Source organism: Variovorax raffinosi, from assembly GCF_051216615.1.
In the GTDB taxonomy this organism is placed as follows: domain Bacteria; phylum Pseudomonadota; class Gammaproteobacteria; order Burkholderiales; family Burkholderiaceae_C; genus Variovorax.
Map to the genome: position 1 here is coordinate 115,261 of NZ_JBPJZR010000011.1, position 19,155 is coordinate 134,415.

The 19,155-nt window shown below is 63.8% G+C and carries 18 protein-coding genes and 1 tRNA gene; 10 read left to right on the forward strand and 9 right to left on the reverse strand.

Translation table 11 applies throughout. The features are described 5' to 3' along the window. Positions 1-39: 39 nt before the first annotated feature. The 4 genes from proB to rplU all read right to left on the reverse strand — a co-directional run bounded on the left by proB (position 40) and on the right by rplU (position 2,991). On the reverse strand, positions 40-1,182 hold the full coding sequence (gene proB / locus ACSFB7_RS27870) for a glutamate 5-kinase (protein ID WP_435475563.1): 1,143 nt from the start codon (positions 1,180-1,182) through the stop codon (positions 40-42). Between the two features lie 76 nt (positions 1,183-1,258). After that, on the reverse strand, positions 1,259-2,335 hold the full coding sequence (cgtA, locus tag ACSFB7_RS27875) for an Obg family GTPase CgtA (RefSeq protein ID WP_435475564.1): 1,077 nt from the start codon (positions 2,333-2,335) through the stop codon (positions 1,259-1,261). Positions 2,336-2,406: 71 nt separating this feature from the next. Then, entirely contained in the window at positions 2,407-2,667 is a 261-nt protein-coding gene (gene rpmA, locus ACSFB7_RS27880) for a 50S ribosomal protein L27 (protein ID WP_013543198.1), read from the reverse strand. Positions 2,668-2,679: 12 nt separating this feature from the next. Then, positions 2,680-2,991, reverse strand: a complete 312-nt coding sequence (gene rplU / locus ACSFB7_RS27885; protein WP_187111866.1) for a 50S ribosomal protein L21 — start codon at positions 2,989-2,991, stop codon at positions 2,680-2,682. A 181-nt stretch (positions 2,992-3,172) separates the two neighbouring features. Here rplU and ACSFB7_RS27890 point away from each other — a divergent pair, with 181 nt between their 5' ends. The 10 genes from ACSFB7_RS27890 to ACSFB7_RS27935 all read left to right on the forward strand — a co-directional run bounded on the left by ACSFB7_RS27890 (position 3,173) and on the right by ACSFB7_RS27935 (position 12,563). Further along, a complete protein-coding gene (locus tag ACSFB7_RS27890) occupies positions 3,173-4,165 on the forward strand; it encodes a polyprenyl synthetase family protein (RefSeq protein ID WP_435475565.1) in 993 nt (330 codons plus the stop codon). Between the two features lie 49 nt (positions 4,166-4,214). Next, positions 4,215-4,291 (forward strand) — tRNA-Pro (locus tag ACSFB7_RS27895). A 113-nt stretch (positions 4,292-4,404) separates the two neighbouring features. Beyond that, positions 4,405-6,138, forward strand: a complete 1,734-nt coding sequence (gene pilB / locus ACSFB7_RS27900; RefSeq protein ID WP_435475566.1) for a type IV-A pilus assembly ATPase PilB — start codon at positions 4,405-4,407, stop codon at positions 6,136-6,138. Between the two features lie 24 nt (positions 6,139-6,162). Continuing rightward, positions 6,163-7,392, forward strand: a complete 1,230-nt coding sequence (locus ACSFB7_RS27905) for a type II secretion system F family protein (RefSeq protein ID WP_435475567.1) — start codon at positions 6,163-6,165, stop codon at positions 7,390-7,392. Continuing rightward, on the forward strand, positions 7,392-8,357 hold the full coding sequence (locus tag ACSFB7_RS27910; protein ID WP_435475568.1) for a prepilin peptidase: 966 nt from the start codon (positions 7,392-7,394) through the stop codon (positions 8,355-8,357). The genes ACSFB7_RS27905 and ACSFB7_RS27910 overlap by 1 nt, the downstream gene beginning before the upstream one ends. Before the next feature lie 13 nt (positions 8,358-8,370). Beyond that, on the forward strand, positions 8,371-8,979 hold the full coding sequence (coaE, locus tag ACSFB7_RS27915; protein ID WP_435475569.1) for a dephospho-CoA kinase: 609 nt from the start codon (positions 8,371-8,373) through the stop codon (positions 8,977-8,979). 73 nt (positions 8,980-9,052) lie between these two features. After that, positions 9,053-10,546 (forward strand): MBOAT family O-acyltransferase, encoded by a 1,494-nt coding sequence (locus ACSFB7_RS27920; protein WP_435475570.1) that lies wholly within the window; start codon positions 9,053-9,055, stop codon positions 10,544-10,546. Between the two features lies 1 nt (position 10,547). Further along, a complete protein-coding gene (locus ACSFB7_RS27925) occupies positions 10,548-11,570 on the forward strand; it encodes an alginate O-acetyltransferase AlgX-related protein (RefSeq protein ID WP_435475571.1) in 1,023 nt (340 codons plus the stop codon). Between the two features lie 31 nt (positions 11,571-11,601). Beyond that, on the forward strand, positions 11,602-12,357 hold the full coding sequence (zapD, locus tag ACSFB7_RS27930; RefSeq protein ID WP_435475572.1) for a cell division protein ZapD: 756 nt from the start codon (positions 11,602-11,604) through the stop codon (positions 12,355-12,357). After that, positions 12,354-12,563, forward strand: a complete 210-nt coding sequence (locus ACSFB7_RS27935; protein ID WP_435475573.1) for a DNA gyrase inhibitor YacG — start codon at positions 12,354-12,356, stop codon at positions 12,561-12,563. The genes zapD and ACSFB7_RS27935 overlap by 4 nt, the downstream gene beginning before the upstream one ends. Positions 12,564-12,582: 19 nt before the next feature. Here ACSFB7_RS27935 and ACSFB7_RS27940 read toward each other — a convergent pair whose 3' ends face one another. The 5 genes from ACSFB7_RS27940 to argJ are packed head-to-tail and all read right to left on the reverse strand — an operon-like array spanning position 12,583 to position 19,151. Then, entirely contained in the window at positions 12,583-14,553 is a 1,971-nt protein-coding gene (locus tag ACSFB7_RS27940; protein WP_435475574.1) for an acyltransferase family protein, read from the reverse strand. A gap of 30 nt (positions 14,554-14,583) precedes the next feature. Further along, positions 14,584-16,548: an acyltransferase family protein gene (locus tag ACSFB7_RS27945; RefSeq protein WP_435475575.1), complete on the reverse strand. Its 1,965-nt coding sequence runs from the start codon at positions 16,546-16,548 to the stop codon at positions 14,584-14,586. Positions 16,549-16,591: 43 nt separating this feature from the next. Then, entirely contained in the window at positions 16,592-17,053 is a 462-nt protein-coding gene (locus ACSFB7_RS27950) for a (deoxy)nucleoside triphosphate pyrophosphohydrolase (RefSeq protein ID WP_435475576.1), read from the reverse strand. Continuing rightward, complete coding sequence (locus ACSFB7_RS27955; RefSeq protein ID WP_435475577.1) at positions 17,050-17,925, reverse strand: ATP-binding protein; 876 nt, start codon at positions 17,923-17,925, stop codon at positions 17,050-17,052. The genes ACSFB7_RS27950 and ACSFB7_RS27955 overlap by 4 nt, the downstream gene beginning before the upstream one ends. Next, the gene (gene argJ, locus ACSFB7_RS27960; protein WP_435475578.1) at positions 17,922-19,151 is read right to left on the reverse strand and encodes a bifunctional glutamate N-acetyltransferase/amino-acid acetyltransferase ArgJ; all 1,230 of its coding nucleotides are present in this window, start codon (positions 19,149-19,151) and stop codon (positions 17,922-17,924) included. Before argJ ends, ACSFB7_RS27955 begins: the two co-directional genes overlap by 4 nt. Positions 19,152-19,155: the final 4 nt, after the last annotated feature.

Sequence of the window (19,155 nt, forward strand, 5' to 3'; positions counted from 1 at the left end):
CGGGGCATGCCCGGCCCCGCATTCAATTTCAGCGTCTTTTCAGCCCGCCGGCATCAGCACCATGTTGTCGCGGTGCACCATCTCCGGCTCCGCCGCGTAGCCCAGCAGGCGCTCGAATTCAACCGAGGGCTTGCGGCACAGCAGGCGCGCTTCCACGCTGGAGTAGTTGGCCAGCCCGCGCGCGAGTTCGACGCCATCGACATCCCGCACAGCAATCACGTCGCCGCGCGAAAACTCGCCAGACACGCTGGTCATGCCGATCGGCAGCAGGCTTTTGCCTTCGGCCCGCACCTTGGCTGCCGCCCCAGCATCGACGATGACCGAGCCACGCAGTTGCAGGTGATCAGCCATCCAGCGCTTGCGCGCCTGGTGCTTGGCAGTCTGCGCGACCAGCAGCGTTCCGATGGATTCGCCACGCGTCAAGCGCAGCAGGGCATCGGACTCACGCCCCCAGGCGATCACGGTGGATGCACCCGATCCGGCCGCGCGCTTGGCCGCGAGAATCTTGGTGATCATGCCGCCGCGACCGATGCTGGAACCGGCGCCACCCGCCATCGCTTCAAGCGCCGGGTCGCCAGCAGCGGCTTCGTGCACGAACTTCGCCTGCGGATCCTTGCGCGGGTCGGCGGTGTACAGGCCCTTCTGGTCCGTCAGGATGACGAGCGCATCGGCCTCGACGAGGTTGGCCACAAGCGCGCCCAGCGTGTCGTTGTCACCGAACTTGATCTCGTCGTTGACGACCGTGTCGTTCTCGTTGATGACCGGCACCACGCCCAGCCGAAGCAGCGTGACGAGCGTCGAGCGTGCGTTGAGGTAGCGCTCGCGGTCGGCCAGATCGGCGTGGGTCAGCAGCACCTGGGCGCTGCCGATCTGGTTCTCGCGCAGCTTGGTCTCGTACATCTGGGCCAAGCCCATCTGCCCGACGGCCGCCGCGGCCTGGAGTTCATGGATTTCGTGCGGCCGGGTGCGCCAGCCGAGGCGCTTCATGCCCTCGGCAATCGCCCCGCTCGACACCATCACGACCTCGCGCCCGTCGCGCACCAGCTCTGCAAGCTGCCGGCACCATTCACCGATGGCGGCTTCATCCAGACCGCGCCCCTCGTTGGTCACGAGGCTGGAGCCCACCTTGACGACGATACGGCGGGCATCCCGCAAGGCAGTGGATCCGGAGTTCGAGGTCATTTTCGGCTGTAGCGGGCGTGAATGGGTCGTTTCTAGCTATGAATTGAGTAGCATCGAAATCGATGCCACGCCGCGATCAGGACGGATCGGGTGGCAGCTCGACGAAGCGCGGGTCGATTTCAACCGGCTCCTGTTCGGCCACCTGCTGCGCCTTGACCTGCTGATAGACAGCCTGCACCAGATGCTCGCAGCCTTCGCGCGTGAGCGCCGAGATCTCGAAGACCGGCCCCTTGAAGCGCAGGCGCTTCACAAAGTCCTTGACGCGCGCAGCGCGCTCCTCGGCGGGCACCATGTCCAGCTTGTTGAGCACGAGCCAGCGCGGCTTGTCGTAGAGCGCGGCATCGTATTTCTTCAGTTCGCCCACGATGGCCTTGGCCTGCGCGACCGGATCGACTGCGTCGTCGAACGGCGCCATGTCGATCACATGCAGCAGCAAGCGCGTGCGCTGCAGATGGCGAAGGAAGAGATGACCGAGGCCGGCGCCATCGGAGGCACCTTCGATCAGCCCAGGCAGGTCGGCCACCACGAAGCTCTGCTCGGGGCCGACGCGCACAACACCCAGATTGGGGTGCAGCGTGGTGAAGGGGTAGTCCGCAATGCGCGGGCGGGCATTCGAGATCGCGCTGATCAGGGTCGACTTGCCCGCGTTGGGCATGCCCAGCAGGCCCACATCGGCCAGCACCTTGAGTTCGAGCTTGAGGCTCTTCTTGTCGCCCGGCCAGCCGGGGGTTTTCTGACGCGGCGCGCGATTGATGGCGCTCTTGAAGCGCATGTTGCCGAAACCACCGTCGCCGCCCTTGGCGATGGTGACAACCTCGCCCTCCGTCAGCAATTCGTACAGCACCTCGCCCGTTTCGGCGTCGGAGATGATGGTGCCGACCGGCATCCTGAGTGTGATGTCGGAGCCAGCGGCCCCGAACATGTCGGAACCCATGCCATGCTCGCCGCGCTTGGCTTCATGCCGGCGCGAGTAGCGAAAGTCCACCAGCGTGTTGAGGTTCGAGTCGGCCACTGCGTAGACGTGGCCGCCGCGGCCGCCGTCGCCGCCGTTGGGGCCGCCGAACTCCTTGTACTTCTCATGACGGAACGACACGCAGCCGTTGCCGCCATCGCCGGCGGCGATGTCGATGAAGGCTTCGTCGACGAACTTCATGGGATGTCCAATTTACAAATGAAGAAGCCCCGGCAATGCGGGGCCTCGGGCTGATCGAAGTGACGCGAGGCTTACGCCGCGGGGGTCACGTTGACCATGTGCTTGTTGAGCGCACCCTTGTGACCGAACGACACGTGGCCGTCGACCAGGGCAAACAGCGTGTGGTCCTTGCCCACGCCGACATTCACGCCGGGGTGGAACTGGGTGCCGCGCTGACGCACGATGATCGAGCCTGCGCTGATCAGTTCGCCGCCGAACGCTTTCACGCCGAGCATCTTGGGCTTGGAATCGCGCCCATTTCGCGTTGAGCCGCCGCCTTTTTTCTGTGCCATGGAATGTGCTCCTTAGCCGGCGATCGCGCCAATTTGCAGTTCGGTGAACTGCTGGCGATGGCCTTGACGTTTCTGATAGTGCTTGCGACGGCGCATCTTGAAGATGTGCACTTTGTCGTGCAAGCCATGCGACAGCACCGTGACTGTCACCGTTGCGCCGGACACCAGGGGCGTGCCAACCTTGATTTCAGCGCCGTTTCCGACGGCCAGAACCTGGTCGATCACGATTTCCTGGCCTACGTCCGCAGCAATCTGTTCTACTTTAATTTTTTCGCCGGAAGCAACGCGATACTGCTTGCCGCCGGTTTTTATGACCGCGTACATGTAAACCTCTTAGAAATGAGTCTCCGCAGCGAATTCCGCAGAGCCCAAGATTATAGCGCGGTTTGGCTGCCCTGGCCATTCAAGCCCCGCCCGCGCGCAGCAACCGACGGCGGCTCCCTATAATTTGGGCCTTCCGGCCCTTGGGCCGCCTTCCTTCTCAGCAGCGCCCCGCGCCTCCGCTTTGCCAGTTCCAGCCGCCGACACCTCCCCCACCGCCACCGTGCTGGACCTGATTGCCGGCGACATGGTCGAAGTCGACCGCGTGATTGCCCGTCGCCTCGACACGGGCGTGCCGCTGGTCAGCCAAGTTTCCAGGTACATCATCTCTGCAGGCGGCAAACGCCTGCGGCCCGCGCTTTTGCTGTTGATGTCCGGCGCGCTGGGCTACACAGGCGAGCAGCGCTTCAACCTGGCGGCCGTCGTGGAGTTCATCCACACAGCCACCTTGCTGCACGACGACGTGGTCGACGAATCGACCCTGCGGCGCGGCCGCGCGACCGCCAATGAATCTTTCGGCAATCCGGCCAGCGTGCTGGTTGGAGACTTTCTGTACTCGCGCGCATTCCAGATGATGTTGGATGCCAACAACATGCGCATCATGCAGATCCTTGCCGAAGCGACCAATGTGATCGCGGAAGGCGAGGTGCTTCAGCTGATGAACATGCACGACGCCTCGCTGGACGAGGCTGCGTACCTGCGCGTCATCCGCTCGAAGACCGCCAAGCTCTTCGAGGCCAGCACGCGACTCGCCGCCGTACTGGCAGGCGCCGCGCCAGAGGTCGAAGAAGCCTGCGCCACCTATGGACAAGCACTCGGAACAGCCTTTCAGGTCATCGACGATGTGCTCGACTACGCCGGCGATGCCCATGAAACAGGAAAGAACGTAGGCGACGACCTGCGCGAAGGCAAAACCACGCTGCCACTGATCTTTGCCATGCAGCGCGGCACGTCGGCCCAGAGCGCCCTGGTACGCGCAGCCATCGAGGCTGGCGACACCGCGCAGCTGGGGAAAGTCGTTGAAATTGTTCGCGAAACCGGCGCCTTGGATGCGTCCCGGGCCGCCGCCGCCGCCGAAGCGCAACGTGCAATTCACGCACTCAGTGGCTTTGCACCCAATTCGCACGCTTCCGGTTTGCTACAATTGGCGGCTCAGTTGCTTGAGCGACGTGCCTGAACACCTCACCAGAGTTGGCATCTAGGACGATTTCTTTTTTTGCAACCATCGGGGTGTAGCTTAGCCTGGTAGAGCGCTACGTTCGGGACGTAGAGGCCGGAGGTTCGAATCCTCTCACCCCGACCAGCCTTTGGCTGGAACAAATATATGCCCATGCCTGTTGCTGTGTAGCGATTTACAGCACAGGTGTGTTCAGCGATGATCGTGAAGCACTTTTTCACATCTCTTGCATTCGCTGAATGGCCGCTGCCGAACTTCCTGTTAAAGAACCTACGCAGATCGCCCTCCCGGGGCTTGCGCGCGCCCTGGTTTCGGCTGGCAAGCTCCCCGCCAAGATCGCAGAAGACATCTACCAGAAGTCGCTGAGCGGCCGCACCAGCTTTATTGCCGAGCTGACCGGCACCGGTGCCGTGTCGGCGGCCGATCTGGCTCATACCCTCTCGAGCGCCTTCGGTGCCCCGCTGCTCGACCTGGATGCCATTGATCACCAGCGCCTGCCCAAGGACCTGCTCGATCCGAAGCTGTGTCACGCGTACCGCATCGTCGTTCTCAGCAAACGCAACAACCGTCTGATCGTTGCGACAGCGGATCCGTCGGATCAACAAGCGGCAGAAAAGATCAAGTTCGCCTCCCAGATGGGCGTGGACTGGGTCATCGCCGAGTACGACAAGCTCTCTCGGATGATCGAAGCCGCCGCCGTCAGCGCGGCAGAAACGATCAACAGCATCGTCGGCAGCGAGTTCGAGTTCGACGATGTATCCGCCGACACCTCGGGTGACGCCAACGAGCAGGCCATCGCCGAGGTCGAGGACGCGCCGGTCGTTCGCTTCCTCCACAAGATGCTGCTCGATGCCGTCGGCATGCGGGCTTCGGACATCCACTTCGAGCCCTACGAGCATCACTACCGCGTGCGCTTTCGCGTCGACGGCGAGCTGCGCGAGATCGCAAGCCCGCCAACGGTCATCAAGGACAAGCTCGCTTCGCGGATCAAGGTCATTTCCCGGCTGGACATCTCCGAAAAGCGCGTGCCGCAAGACGGTCGCATGAAGCTCAAGATCGGGCCCGATCGCGTGATCGACTTTCGCGTGAGCACCTTGCCCACGCTGTTCGGCGAAAAGATCGTCGTTCGTATTCTTGACCCGAGCAGTGCACGCTTGGGCATCGATGCCCTCGGCTACGACGCGGACGAGAAGGAACGCCTTCTTCGCGCCATCGGCCGCCCCTACGGCATGGTGCTCGTGACCGGTCCCACCGGTTCGGGCAAGACCGTGTCGCTCTACACCTGCCTGAATCTGCTCAACCAGCCGGGCGTCAACATCGCGACGGCGGAAGACCCTTCGGAAATCAACCTGCCCGGCGTCAATCAGGTCAACGTCAACGAGCGCGCGGGCCTGACCTTCGCGACCGCGTTGCGCGCCTTCCTGCGGCAGGATCCGGACATCATCATGGTAGGCGAAATCCGCGACCTCGAAACCGCCGACATCTCGATCAAGGCCGCTCAAACCGGCCACTTGGTGCTGTCGACGCTGCACACAAACGACGCGCCGACGACGCTCACGCGGATGCGCAACATGGGTATCGCGCCCTTCAACATTGCGTCCAGCGTGATCCTGATTACCGCGCAGCGTCTGGCGCGCCGGCTGTGCACCGTCTGCCGCGTGCCCGCCGACGTCCCACGCGAGGCTCTGCTCGATGCTGGCTTCAGGGAAGAAGACCTGGACGGCACCTGGAAGCCCTACAAGCCCGTTGGCTGCTCCGCATGCAGCGGCGGCTACAAGGGCCGGGTCGGCATCTACCAGGTGATGCCGATCACCGAAGCCATCCAGGAAATCATCCTGCGCGATGGCAGCGCGCTTGACATCGCAAACCAGTCCGAGGCCGAAGGGGTGCGCTCGCTGCGCCAGTCGGGTCTTCGAAAAGTCATGCAGGGCCTCACTTCGCTCGAAGAAGTCGTGGCGTGCACCAACGAATAACGAACGCTGAACACCGGAGATCGAATGGCAACAGTGGCACCCTCCCGCTCCCAAGTCACCCACAAGGAATTTGTCTTCGAATGGGAAGGCAAGGACCGCAACGGCAAGCTGGTGCGTGGCGAACTGCGGGCCGCCGGCGAAAACCAGGTGCAGGCTGCACTGCGTCGCCAGGGCGTGCTCGCATCCAAGATCAAGAAGCGTCGGATGCGATCGGGCAAGGCGATCAAGCCCAAGGACATTGCGATCTTCACGCGCCAGTTGGCGACCATGATGAAGGCCGGCGTGCCCCTGATGCAGTCCTTCGACATCGTAGGGCGCGGCAATGCCAACGCCAGCGTGGCCAAGCTCCTGAACGACATCCGCAGCGATGTGGAAACCGGCACATCGTTGTCGGCGGCCTTTCGCAAGTTTCCGAAGTACTTCGACAACCTCTACTGCAACCTGGTGGAGGCTGGTGAAGCCGCTGGCATTTTGGAAGATCTGCTGGACCGGCTTGCCACATACATGGAAAAAACCGAAGCAATTAAGTCCAAGATCAAATCGGCATTGATGTATCCGACCTCGGTGGTTGTCGTGGCCTTCGTGGTGGTGGCGATCATCATGATCTTCGTGATTCCGGCCTTTAAGCAGGTGTTCACCTCGTTCGGAGCCGATCTGCCTGCACCCACGTTGTTCGTGATGGCAATCAGCGAATTTTTCGTTTCCTACTGGTGGCTGATCTTCGGCGGCATCGGAGGCGGCATCTATTTCTTTCTGCAGGCCTGGAAGCGCAATGAGCGCGTGCAACGAGTCATGGATCGCGCATTGCTGCGCATCCCCATCTTCGGCACCCTGATCGAAAAGTCCTGCATTGCCCGCTGGACCCGAACCCTCGCCACCATGTTTGCGGCCGGCGTCCCGCTGGTCGAAGCCCTCGACTCGGTGGGTGGTGCCTCCGGCAACACCGTCTACGGCGACGCCACCACCAAGATCCAGCAGGAAGTGTCGACCGGCACCAGCCTCACCACGGCCATGACCAACGCGAACCTGTTCCCGTCCATGGTGATCCAGATGACTTCCATCGGCGAAGAATCCGGCTCCATCGACCACATGCTGGGCAAGGCCGCCGACTTCTACGAGTCCGAGGTCGACGACATGGTGGCGGGCCTGTCGAGCCTGATGGAGCCGATCATCATCGTGTTCCTCGGCACGATCATCGGCGGCATCGTGGTGTCGATGTACCTGCCCATCTTCAAGCTCGGCCAGGTCGTTTGATGCTGGTTTCGCGGGAATTCGACACCGCTTTCGCCGGTGTGCTGGGGCTATTGATCGGCAGCTTCATGAACGTGGTGATCTACCGCGTGCCGGTGATGATGTATCGGACCTGGCTGGCCGAGGCCGTCGACAACCTCAGGCCGTTGAAGGATGCGCCCTCGCTCTGGTCGCTGGTCTTCGGTCCGAGGGCCGTGCCACCCGAAGGGCTGGAAGCGGCGGCCGACAAAGCCGCGACGGCCATCGAGGGCCTGCCACCTTTCGACCTCACACGTCCCGCGTCGCGCTGCGGAGCCTGCGGCCACAAGATCCGCTGGTACCAGAACATCCCCGTGCTGAGTTACCTGTTCTTGCGCGGTCGTTGCGCTTCCTGCAAGACCGCGATCAGCCTGCGCTATCCGCTGGTCGAACTGGTCACGGGCGCCCTCTTCGCGCTTTGCGCCTATCGCTTCGGCCTCACGCCCTCAGGCGTGTTGTGGGCCGCCTTCGGGGCGCTGCTGATCTGCCAGTTCCTGATCGATTTCGACACCCAGTTCCTGCCCGACTCGCTGAACTACCCGTTGCTCTGGCTCGGCCTTATCGGCGCAGCCATGGGCTGGACGGGCGTCTCGCTGAGTTCGGCCGTCTGGGGTGCGGTCTTCGGCTACCTGAGCCTCTGGCTTGTGTACCATGGCTTTCGCCTGGTCACGGGCAAGGAAGGCATGGGCTATGGAGACTTCAAATTGCTCGCGGCACTGGGCGCCTGGCTCGGGGCCGACTACCTCATTGCAATCATCCTCGTCTCTTCGCTGGTGGGCGCCGTGATCGGCCTGACGCTGCGCTTTGCCGGCAAGCTGGCGCACAAGGACATCCCCATCGCCTTCGGCCCTTTCCTGGCTGGCGCAGGCCTCGTGTGCCTTGTGGCAGGGCCTGAACTCGTGCGTCAGTGGATTCCGTTCGCGTTCCCCCTCGGCGCGCTGATCCGTTGACACAAGGCAAGACATGGTCCGGCGCATCGGCCTGACGGGTGGCATCGGCAGCGGCAAGAGCACCGTGGCCGCGTTGCTGGTCGCCCAGGGCGCCGTGCTGGTCGACACGGACGCCATCGCGCGCGCCATCGCTCAACCGGGCGGCATTGCCATGCCGGCCTTAGAGGCCGCCTTCGGCCGCAGCGTCATCGCCCCGGATGGCGGCTTGGACAGGGCCGCCATGCGCCAGCTCGTGTTCGCCGATGCGAGCGCCAAGGCGCGCCTCGAATCCATCCTGCATCCGTTGATCGGGGCCGAAACCCAGCGACAGGCTATCGCGGCGGGTAACGACGCGATCGTCGTGTTCGACGTTCCATTGCTGGTCGAATCCGGACGCTGGCGAGCCATCGTGGACCGGGTGCTGGTGGTCGACGCCACCGAAGAAACGCAACTGAAACGTGTTGTTGCACGCTCGAAATGGGCGCCCGACGCCGTCCGGGCGGTGATAGCCCAGCAAGCACCGCGCAAGGCGCGCCGGGCTGCCGCAGATGCCGTCATTTTCAATGAGTCATTGACGCTGGCGGAACTAGAAACCGCCGTGCAGGGTCTCTGGAAGCAGTGGTCTGCGGCCACCACGCGATAATCCAAGACCGCCGCCCCTTGCGGCGGCACAACGACTACGACAAAAAGGCACTCGCTGAAGTGCCCTCCCCGAGATGCTGTTCAACTCGTATCCCTTTATTTTTGTCTACTTCCCGCTGGTCCTGATCGGGTTCTTTCTGATCGGCAAGCGCAACGCCCGGGCCGCAGCCGGGTTCCTTGCGCTGGCCTCGCTCTTCTTCTATGGCTGGTGGAGCGTCAAGGCACTACCCTTGCTGCTGGGCTCCATCTGCGTCAACTACTGGTTCGGTTTGCGGCTGTCGCCGGCGCCCGGTCGTGACGATCGGAAGCGCAAAACCCTGCTGGTGATCGCGCTGGCAGTCAATCTCGGCGTGCTGGCGATCTTCAAGTACGCCAACTTCTTCGTCGCGAACGTGAACGACGGCCTTGTAGCGGCCGGCCTCTCGCCGATCCCGATGCTGCACATCGTGCTGCCGATCGGCATCTCGTTCTATACCTTCACCCAGATCGCCTTTCTGGTCGATTGCTGGCAAGGCAAGGTGCATGAACGCAGCTTCATTCACTACGTCCTGTTCGTGACCTACTTTCCGCACCTGATCGCAGGCCCCGTGCTGCATCACGCGCAAATGATGCCGCAGTTCGCCAACCCGGCGACCTACCGCGTCAACCCGGACAAGCTGGCGTTGGGCCTAGCGATCTTCACCTTCGGCCTCGCCAAGAAGCTGTTGATCGCGGACCCGATGGGGCAGTACGCCGACCTGATGTTCAACGGCGTGCACCAGGGGCTGGAGCCCACGCTCTACACCGCATGGTTCGGTGCGCTGGCCTATACGCTGCAGATCTATTTCGACTTCTCGGGCTACTCGGACATGGCGGTCGGCCTCTCCCTGTGCCTGGGTGTGCAGTTGCCCCTGAATTTCCGCTCCCCCTACAAGTCCACGAGCATCATCGAGTTCTGGCGCCGCTGGCACATCTCGCTGTCGACCTTTCTGCGCGATTACCTCTACGTGCCGCTGGGCGGCAATCGCAAGGGCCCGGCACGGCGCTACCTGAACCTGTTCCTCACGATGCTGCTCGGCGGCCTCTGGCACGGCGCCGCATGGACCTTCGTGATCTGGGGCGCGCTGCACGGCATGTTCCTGATGATCAACCACCTCTGGAACGCCAAGGTCAGGCCTCATGCCACGCCCGGCCGCCTGGCGCGCTTCCTGGGCTGGCTGCTCACCTTCCTCTGCGTCATCATTGCCTGGATCGTCTTCCGTGCCGAAAGCATGCAGGCCGCCATTGCGATCTACAAGGGCATGCTGGGCATGCACGGCGCGCCGGTCTCGGTGTTCCACGAAATGGGTGCCATCCCTTTCCGCAAGCCCAAGTTCTTCCAGACCATGCTGATCGCACTGATCATCTGCCTGGCCTTCCCACCCACGATCACGCTCGAACGCTGGGTGCCGCGCGTGCAGATGCTCGCCGGCCGTGCTCGCCTGGCCTGGCTCTCGACCGCCCTGATGGCGCTCTTCACAGTGGTCTTGCTGGGTTTCTGTATCTCGCGACTCGGCAGCTACAGCCCGTTCCTCTATTTCCAGTTCTGAGATGGCCCGTATCACGACGCCAGCCAAAGTCTGGCTGCTGACCTTTTTCGTGGGCTTCGCGGTCATTTCCGCGATGCTCGCCGTCACCCTGGCAACGCCCATTCCCTACGGCGACCTGTCTCGTATCGGGCGCCTGTCCGATCACCAGTTCGGCTGGCTCGCGCCACCGCCCAAGGTCGACCCTGAGCTGCTGCGCGGCACGCCCCTCGACCAGGCCGACATCGTCGTGATCGGAGACAGCTTCTCCATGACCTACCGGTGGCAGTCCGCGCTGGTCAAGGCGGGCTATCGCGTCTCGACCACCTACTGGCTCCAGTTCGGCGAGGCCCTGTGCGGCGACATGGACGACTGGCTGGCCAAGGCCGGCTTTCGCGGCAAGCTGGTCATCGTCGAAAGCGTCGAGCGGCTGCTCAACGAGCGGTTACGTTCCAGTGCCCAGTGCCCGACCATGGTTAGGCCCTATGAAGCGAAGCTCGTGCCGTTCTCCTCTCCGCTCGAAGACCTGCCGGCCTTTGCCCTCAACTGGAACGCCCAGCTCACCTCGGGCCTGATCACCTACCGCAATACCCAGCGCGCCATCAAGACGCCGGGCGACACCGTCTTCAACACCGAGACCATGGCGCGCCCGGTTCAAGACGGCTGCAAGTTCTTCAGCAACCGCCTGTGCGACAAGGCCCTGTTCCTGTCGGAAGACATCCGCAACGGCGAACTCACCGCGGCGAACGTGGAGGCCATGAAAACCTTCACCGCGGCCCGCCGCACACCGCTGCTGTGGATGGTGATTCCCAACAAGACCACGGTCTATATCGATCACGACCACTCGAAAGACTTCGTTACCGCGTTCCGGGGCTCCAACCTCGGCCCGGACCTGTTCGGCTGGGCAGAGACGCGGCATGCGCTGACTCGCGACTTCTTTTTTCCGAACGATACTCACCTCTCGATGCACGGACAGCTCGAACTGGGTGAGTTGATGCTGAACGAAGTCCGCAAGAAACTGCCCGAACCGCCCTCGCGTCACCCGTGAGCTCATTCGATTCGACGACAGGAACCCGCCCGTGATCCTCTACGAATACCCCTTCAACGAGCGCATCCGGACCTACTTGAGGCTGGAGCACCTGTTTCGCCGGCTTGGCGAACTGGTGCCCTCGGAATCGCCGCTCTCCCATCACTACGCCCTGATCACGATCTTCGAGATCATGGACGTCGCCGCCCGCGCCGACCTCAAGGCCGACGTGCTGCGCGACCTCGACAAGCACAAGAGCGTCTTCAACAGCTACCGCGGCAATCCGGCGATTGCCGAAGCCGTGCTCGACCAGGTGGTCGGCCAGCTCGAGCGCAATTTCACCGCGCTCAATGGCGTGACGGGCAAGGCCGGCCAGGCCCTGACCGAGAACGAGTGGCTCATGAGCATCCGCAGCCGCGCCGGCATTCCGGGCGGCACCTGCGAGTTCGACCTGCCCGCTTACTACGCCTGGCAACATCGCGCCGCGCCCAGCCGCCGTGCGGACCTCGAACGCTGGTCCAACACGCTGTCGCCGCTGGCCTCGTCGATCTACCTGCTGCTGAAATTGCTGCGCGACGCCGACGTGCCCTACAAGGTGATCGCCAGCCATGGCCAATTTCAGCAGAACCTGCCGCAGGGCCGCAGCTTCCAGTTGCTGCGCCTGCGCATCGATCCCAAGCTCGGGCTGGTCCCAGAAATCAGTGGCAACCGCCTCATGGTGTCGGTGCGGCTGATGCGCCATGAAGCCGACGACCGGCTGCACCAGAGCACGGACGACGCCCCCTTCGAACTGACACTCTGCGCATGAGCGACGTGAACAAGACAACCGAGCGGATCGTTCGCTGCCCCGCGTGCGGCGGCGACAGCATCTACGCCCCCAGCAACCCCTACCGGCCCTTCTGCAGCGCGCGTTGCAAGGGCATCGACCTTGGCGCCTGGGCGAACGAGGAATTCCGGATGCCGGCCGAAGCGCCGACCGACGACGAACTGTTCGGCGACCCCAAGATCCAGTGACAGGCGCCGGTCCGGCAGCCTAGCGGTTGCCGACTGGAGACGGGCCGCCATGGCCGTCCCCAAGGAGCAGCCGATCCACATAGCTCGCGTTCTGCCGCGTGTAGTACGGCCGCAGATGCTCCTTGTCCTTGTAGATCGGATTGCCATCGGGCATGGCGCGCAGGCATTCGCCCGCCTTGCACAACTGTGCGATCACGTCGACAGCCTCCGCACCACTGGCCTCGGCGATGCGCCGCAGCCGCTCGTTGAGCTGCGCCTCTGCAGGCGGCAGCGGCGCAGTCGGCGTGCTCCGCGTGGCTGTCATCGTGCCCAGGCGGCTGCCTTCGATCAGTCGCAGCGGCTCGAAGGCCGGGCCACTCGGGTTGTCCAGCAGCAGGTACACCTTCTTCTTGCGATTCACCAGATCCGTCAGCAACACCTGAAGCGCATCGAGCGAGCGCCCGATGCCCGGGCCGCCGTTGTTCACCGGATAGGCTGAAACGCCATCCCGAAACTCGAAGTCCAGCGGGAAATTTCCGGTGAAGTAGCAGTTCCAGCAAGCCCCGACCACGACCGTGTCGATTCGCGGATCGCGCGCCAGTTCGAGCATCCTGTCGCGCTGTCTTGCGCAGTCGGGATTGCCTTCAGCGATCAACCCGGGAATGGGCGGGCAGGCGCCATAGGTCGAGAAGTAGGCCGTCGCCATTCGCTCGGGCGAAGTGCGCGCCAGTTCCGCTGCTCGCGGCCCGTACTGCTGCATGTGGCTGTCGCCGATCAGCGCCACCTTGCCACTTCCGTTGCCCACGCGATTCACGAAGCGCGAGCCCAATTTCTCCCGTGGCACATCGTCGTAGTAGCCGCCATCCACAGTGGCATCGGACACCATGCGCAGCATGTCGCCGCCGTTGCGCGGCGACATGCCACCAAAGGCAAGCAAGCCGACGACCACAATGAGGACACCGCCGCCCAGCAACGCGCGCAGCATGCCGACGCCCGTCTTGGCCCGTGTGTAGCGCTCGACGAAACGGTAAGTGGCCCAGGCCAGCACCACGCTCGCGACCACCGCAGCCGCGCGCACGGCGGCCGAAGGCGTGCCCTGCTCGACGATGCGCGCATACACAAGCAGCGGCCAGTGCCACAGGTACAGCGGATAACTGATGAGCCCGATCCACACCATCACCCGGTTCGACAGCACATAGCGATTGAGCAGGCCGTTCGGCCCCGCCGCGATGCAGCTCACCGCACCCAATGTCGGCAGCAACGCCCACCAGCCCGGAAATGCCTTGTATGCACGGATCGACACCAGTCCGTACACGATCAGCCCCACGCCCAGCACCGACTGCGCATGGCTGCGCCAGGGCGAGGGCTGCACCGGCTTCAGCCGCATGCAGGCCAGGATGCCGCCCACCATCAGCTCCCAGAAGCGCGAGCCCGGCGAATAGAAAGCGGCTTCGCGGTATGGATGCACCATCAGCACGTTCGCAACGAACGACACCGCCGCCAGCACCCAGAGCATCCGCACGATGGGCCAGCGCATGCGCCACGCAAACCCGAGCAGCAGCGGCCAGAAAATATAGAACTGCTCCTCGATGCCCAGTGACCACAGGTGCAGCAGCGGCTTGGTCTCGGCGATCGTGTCGAAGTAGCCGGATTCGCCCCAGAAGATGAAGTTGGCCACGAAGGCCATGCCGCCCGCGGCCTGCTTGCCAAGCTCGGAAAACTCTCTTGGCAGCAGCACATACCAGCCCAGCGCCAGCGCGCTCGCCAGTACGAGCGTCAACGCCGGAAAGATCCGCCGGATGCGCCGTGCATAGAAGTCGCGGTAGCTGAAGTCGCCCGCCGCGTGGCTCTGCATGATGATCGTCGTGATCAGGAAACCCGAGATCACGAAGAAGATGTCGACCCCGATGAAGCCACCGGGCAATGCATCGGGAAACGCGTGGTACGCCAACACCGACGCCACGGCCACGGCGCGCAGGCCATCGATGTCGGGACGGTACTTGGGATGCATCGGTGCGTTGTTCAGGCCTGCGGCAACCGCTTATCGCGATGCGGCTTCCTTGTCGGTGCCAAGGAAGATCGGGTCGAGATAGGTTGCGAAGCGTTGGGTGAAGCTCGCCCTCAGATGGTTGTCATCCGTGTAGATCGGCGTGTGGTCCGACATCGCCCTTAAACACTGACCGTTCTCACACAGATGAGAAGTAACGTCGATGACCTGCGCCCCGCTCGTCACTGCGATTCGCCGAAGCTGTGCGTCCAGGTTGGCCTGGTCGGGTGGCAGGGCTGCGGTTCGTACATCGGTCACGCCCAGTGTGCCCAAACGACTTCCTTCAACCAGACTCTTGGGATCGAACTGCGAACCCTTTGGATTGTCCAGCAACAGATAGACCTTTTTCCCCCCCTCGACCAAGCCCCTCAGGACAGCCGCGAGTGCATCCAGCGCGTGCGGGACACCGGGCCCGCCCTCGGCCAGCGTATAGGTCGCTGCCTCGCCACGAAACTCGTAGACGACAAGCGAGCCGCCAGTGAAATAGCAGTTCCAGCATCCGCCAATCACGATCGCGTCGAACTTGGGATCGAGAGCCAATTGCAGGATCTTCTCGCGCCCTTTTTCACCGCAGCCGGGAACGTCCCTGGCAAACACACCGGGAATGAGCGGGCAGGCGAAAAAGGTGGCGAAGTCGACTGTCGCCATCCGATCCGGTGAAGACCGGGCCAGTTCCACGGCACGCGGCGCGTACTGCATCACATGGCTGTCGCCGATCAGCAGCACCTTGCGCTCGCCGTTGCCGAACTGTCGGACCGAAAATCCGCCCAGATCGGCCTGCATAACCCCTGCGTAGTAATTGCGGTCTGATTCAGCATCGACCACCTTTTGCAGCAATTCGCTGTTGATGCGCGCGGGCGCTCCGGCCATGATGGCCAAGCCGGCCATGAGGACCACGACACCGCTTTGCCAGAGCACGCGCAGCGTGCCCGCACCCGAGCGTTCGCGCACGAAGCGCTCCACATACCGGTAGGTCAACCACGCCAGCACGACGCTTGCCACCACCATTGCTGCACGCACGCCCAGTGGCGGCTCCGCGCCTTCGAAGATGCGCGCGAACGCCAGCAGCGGCCAGTGCCAGAGATAGAGCGGGTAGCTGATGAGCCCCAGCCACACCATCGCACGGTTCGACAGGATGTACTTGTTCAACACCCCTGCCGGCCCGGCCGCGATGCAGCTCGCTGCACCGAGCACGGGCAGCAACGCCCACCAGCCCGGGAATGCCTTGTCGCTGCGGATCGCGACGAGGCCCAGTGCGATCAACCCCACCCCCAGCACCGACTGCACATGGCTGCGCCACGGCTTCGACACCGTCGTCGCCGGCGCCAGTCGCATGCCAGCCAGGATCGCGCCCGCCATCAATTCCCAGAAGCGCGAGGCCGGTGAGTAGAAAGCCGCCGTGCGAAACGGATGGATCGTCAGCACATTGACGAGAAAGGAAACCGCCGCCAGCACCCAGAGCACCCGCACGATCGGCCAGCGCCGGCGCCATGCAATGCCCAGCAACAGCGGCCAGAAAATGTAGAACTGTTCCTCGATGCCCAGCGACCACAGGTGCAGCAGCGGCTTGGCCTCGGAGGCTGTGTCGAAGTAACCCGCCTCGCTCCAGAAGACGAAATTGGCCACGAAGGATGCACCACCCACCACCTGCTTGCCCAGCTCGGCAAACTCGCGGCTCAGCAGCACATACCAGCCGAAGGCCAGCGTGGCAGCCAGCACCAGCATCAGCGCCGGAAAGATCCGACGGATGCGCCGCGCATAGAAGTCGCGGTAGCTGAAATCGGCCGCTGCATGGCTCTGCAGGATGATCGTCGTGATCAGGAAGCCCGAGATCACGAAGAAGATGTCGACGCCAATGAAGCCACCGGGCAGCAGCGTCGGAAAGGCGTGGAAGATCACCACCGAGGCCACGGCCACGGCGCGCAGGCCATCAATGTCAGCGCGGTACTTGGGATGCATGTATCTGTTGTCTGCTGGCTTGCGGCTTCTTACCGCAGGCCTGCTACGCGAGGGTCGAGACGGCCTGCGCCGCGGACGCGGGCAGACCGCGCTCCTGCACCAGCCACTCCAGCACGGGCAAGGCACCGGGCAACACCGGCGCCACGTCGAGCGGCAAGTGTTGCCACGCCATCGCCTGGCCTTCGCGCATCTCGAACTCACCGGTCCAGGCCGTCACCTTGCACCAGTGCAGGCGCACCAGCGCATGCGGGTAGTCGTGCTCCGTGACCTTCCAGACCTCGGCGTCTTCGATGGTGATGCCGAGTTCTTCCTGCAGCTCGCGCCGCAGGGCCTGCTCGACCGTCTCGCCGGCTTCGATCTTGCCGCCGGGAAACTCCCAGTAGCCCGCGTAGGCCTTGCCTTCGGGCCGGGTCGAGAGCAGCAGCGCGTCGTCGGCCAGACGGATCAGCACGCCAACCGCGACCTCGGTGTGCTTGCGGCCTTGCGGCTCCTGCGACTCGCTCACGCGTCGGCCCGCCCTGCGTAGTCGCGTGCGAACTGGTAGGCCACGCGGCCGCTGCGAGAACCGCGCTCCAGCGCCCAGACCAGCGCCTCGGGCCGCGCCGCCGCGATGGCGGCCGCATCGACGCCGAACGACGAGAGCCACTGGCCCACGATCGTCAGGTATTCGTTCTGGCTGAAGGGATAGAAACTCACCCAGAGGCCGAAGCGCTCCGACAGCGAGATCTTTTCTTCGATCACCTCACCCGGGTGCACTTCGCCGTCGTCGGTGTGCTTGTACGTGAGGTTGTCCTTCATGTACTCGGGCAGCAGGTGGCGCCGGTTGCTGGTCGCGTAGATCAGCACGTTGGGTGTCGATGCGGCAATCGATCCGTCGAGGATCGACTTGAGCGCCTTGTAGCCCGGCTCGCCCTCGTCGAAGCTCAGGTCGTCGCTGAAGACGATGAACTTCTCGGGCCGCTGCGAGACCACCTCGACGATGTCCGGCAGGTCGACCAGCTCGGCCTTGTCGACTTCGATCAGGCGCAGGCCCTGCGGCGCATAAGCCTGCAGGCAGGCGCGGATCAACGATGACTTGCCCGTGCCGCGCGCACCCGTCAGCAGCACGTTGTTGGCCGGCTTGCCTTCGACGAACTGTCGCGTGTTGCGCTCGATCTTTTCCTTCTGGACGTCGATTTCCTTCAGCGAATCGAGCGCCATCGTGGCCACATGGCGCACCGGCTCCAGCACGCCATGGCCGGAGTTGCGGCGGCGGTAGCGCCAGGCAATCGATGCACTCCAGTCGGCGGGCGCCGCCAGAGGCTGCGGCAGGATCGATTCGATGCGGTTGATGAGCTGTTCGGCGCGCTCGATCAGCTTCTGGAACTGCTCGTTCATGACCGGTAATCGGCGTTGATGGTCACGTAGTCGTGGCTCAGGTCGCAGGTCCACACGGTTTCGCTGGCCTTGCCACGGCCCAGGCCGATGCGCACGGTGATCTCGCTTTGCTTCATCACGCGCTGGCCGTCTTCCTCACGGTACGACGGATTGCGTCCGCCCTTGACGGCCACATGCACGTCGTCGAGGAACAGGTCGATGCCGGTCTGATCCAGATCAGCGATGCCGGCATAGCCGACGGCCGCCAGGATGCGGCCCAGGTTCGGGTCGCTGGCGAAGAACGCGGTCTTGACCAGCGGCGAATGCGCCACGGCATAAGCCACCTGCTTGCACTCGGCCGCATCGCGGCCGCCTTCGACCTGGATGGTGATGAACTTGGTCGCGCCTTCGCCGTCGCGCACGATGGCTTGCGCCAATTGGCGGGCCACGTTCTGCATGGCCGCCACGAGCGCCTGGCCGTCCGCCGAGTCGAGCGAGGTGATGGTGGCGTGCGCCGCCTTCTGCGTCGCGATGACCACGAACGAGTCGTTGGTCGAGGTGTCGCCGTCGATGGTCACGCGATTGAACGAGGCATCGGCCAGCAGCTTGGCCAGCGGCTGGATCAGCGACGGGTCGATCTTCGCGTCGGTCGCCATGAAGCCGAGCATGGTCGCCATGTTCGGGCGGATCATGCCGGCGCCCTTGCTGATGCCGGTGATGGTGACGGTGGCGCCGCCGACCTGCGCCCGCTGGCTGAACGCCTTCGGGATCGTGTCGGTGGTCATGATGCCTTCGGCGGCACGGGCCCAGTGGTCGGCCGATGCGTCAGCCAGCGCGGCCGGCAGGCCGGCTTCGATGCGGTCGACGGGCAGCGGCTCCATGATCACGCCGGTCGAGAACGGCAGGATCTGCTCGGGCGCGATCTCCAGCTTGCGCGCGAGCGCGATACAGGTGGAGCGCGTGCGCATCAGCCCGTCTTCGCCCGTGCCGGCATTCGCATTGCCGGTGTTGATGACCATCGCGCGAATGCCGAAGTTGGCCGCCAGATGGTCGCGGCACACCTGCACCGGCGCCGCGCAGAAACGGTTCTGCGTGAACACGCCACCGACCGCCGAGCCTTCGTCGATCAGCACGACCGTCAGGTCCTTGCGATTGGCCTTTCGCACGCCCGCTTCGGCCACGCCGATGCGGACGCCGGGCACCGCAAACAAGGCGGCAGGATCAGGGGCGGACAGGTTCACGGGCATGGAA

Excerpts from the sequence above, each read along its gene's own strand:
- proB (WP_435475563.1), bottom strand. The coding sequence starts at position 1,182 with ATGACCTCGAACTCCGGATCCACTGCCTTGCGGGATGCCCGCCGTATC.
- cgtA (WP_435475564.1), bottom strand. The coding sequence starts at position 2,335 with ATGAAGTTCGTCGACGAAGCCTTCATCGACATCGCCGCCGGCGATGGC.
- rpmA (WP_013543198.1), bottom strand. The coding sequence starts at position 2,667 with ATGGCACAGAAAAAAGGCGGCGGCTCAACGCGAAATGGGCGCGATTCC.
- rplU (WP_187111866.1), bottom strand. The coding sequence starts at position 2,991 with ATGTACGCGGTCATAAAAACCGGCGGCAAGCAGTATCGCGTTGCTTCC.
- pilB (WP_435475566.1), top strand. The coding sequence starts at position 4,405 with ATGGCCGCTGCCGAACTTCCTGTTAAAGAACCTACGCAGATCGCCCTC.
- ACSFB7_RS27905 (WP_435475567.1), top strand. The coding sequence starts at position 6,163 with ATGGCAACAGTGGCACCCTCCCGCTCCCAAGTCACCCACAAGGAATTT.
- ACSFB7_RS27910 (WP_435475568.1), top strand. The coding sequence starts at position 7,392 with ATGCTGGTTTCGCGGGAATTCGACACCGCTTTCGCCGGTGTGCTGGGG.
- coaE (WP_435475569.1), top strand. The coding sequence starts at position 8,371 with ATGGTCCGGCGCATCGGCCTGACGGGTGGCATCGGCAGCGGCAAGAGC.
- ACSFB7_RS27920 (WP_435475570.1), top strand. The coding sequence starts at position 9,053 with ATGCTGTTCAACTCGTATCCCTTTATTTTTGTCTACTTCCCGCTGGTC.
- ACSFB7_RS27925 (WP_435475571.1), top strand. The coding sequence starts at position 10,548 with ATGGCCCGTATCACGACGCCAGCCAAAGTCTGGCTGCTGACCTTTTTC.
- ACSFB7_RS27935 (WP_435475573.1), top strand. The coding sequence starts at position 12,354 with ATGAGCGACGTGAACAAGACAACCGAGCGGATCGTTCGCTGCCCCGCG.
- ACSFB7_RS27940 (WP_435475574.1), bottom strand. The coding sequence starts at position 14,553 with ATGCATCCCAAGTACCGTCCCGACATCGATGGCCTGCGCGCCGTGGCC.
- ACSFB7_RS27945 (WP_435475575.1), bottom strand. The coding sequence starts at position 16,548 with ATGCATCCCAAGTACCGCGCTGACATTGATGGCCTGCGCGCCGTGGCC.
- ACSFB7_RS27955 (WP_435475577.1), bottom strand. The coding sequence starts at position 17,925 with ATGAACGAGCAGTTCCAGAAGCTGATCGAGCGCGCCGAACAGCTCATC.
- argJ (WP_435475578.1), bottom strand. The coding sequence starts at position 19,151 with ATGCCCGTGAACCTGTCCGCCCCTGATCCTGCCGCCTTGTTTGCGGTG.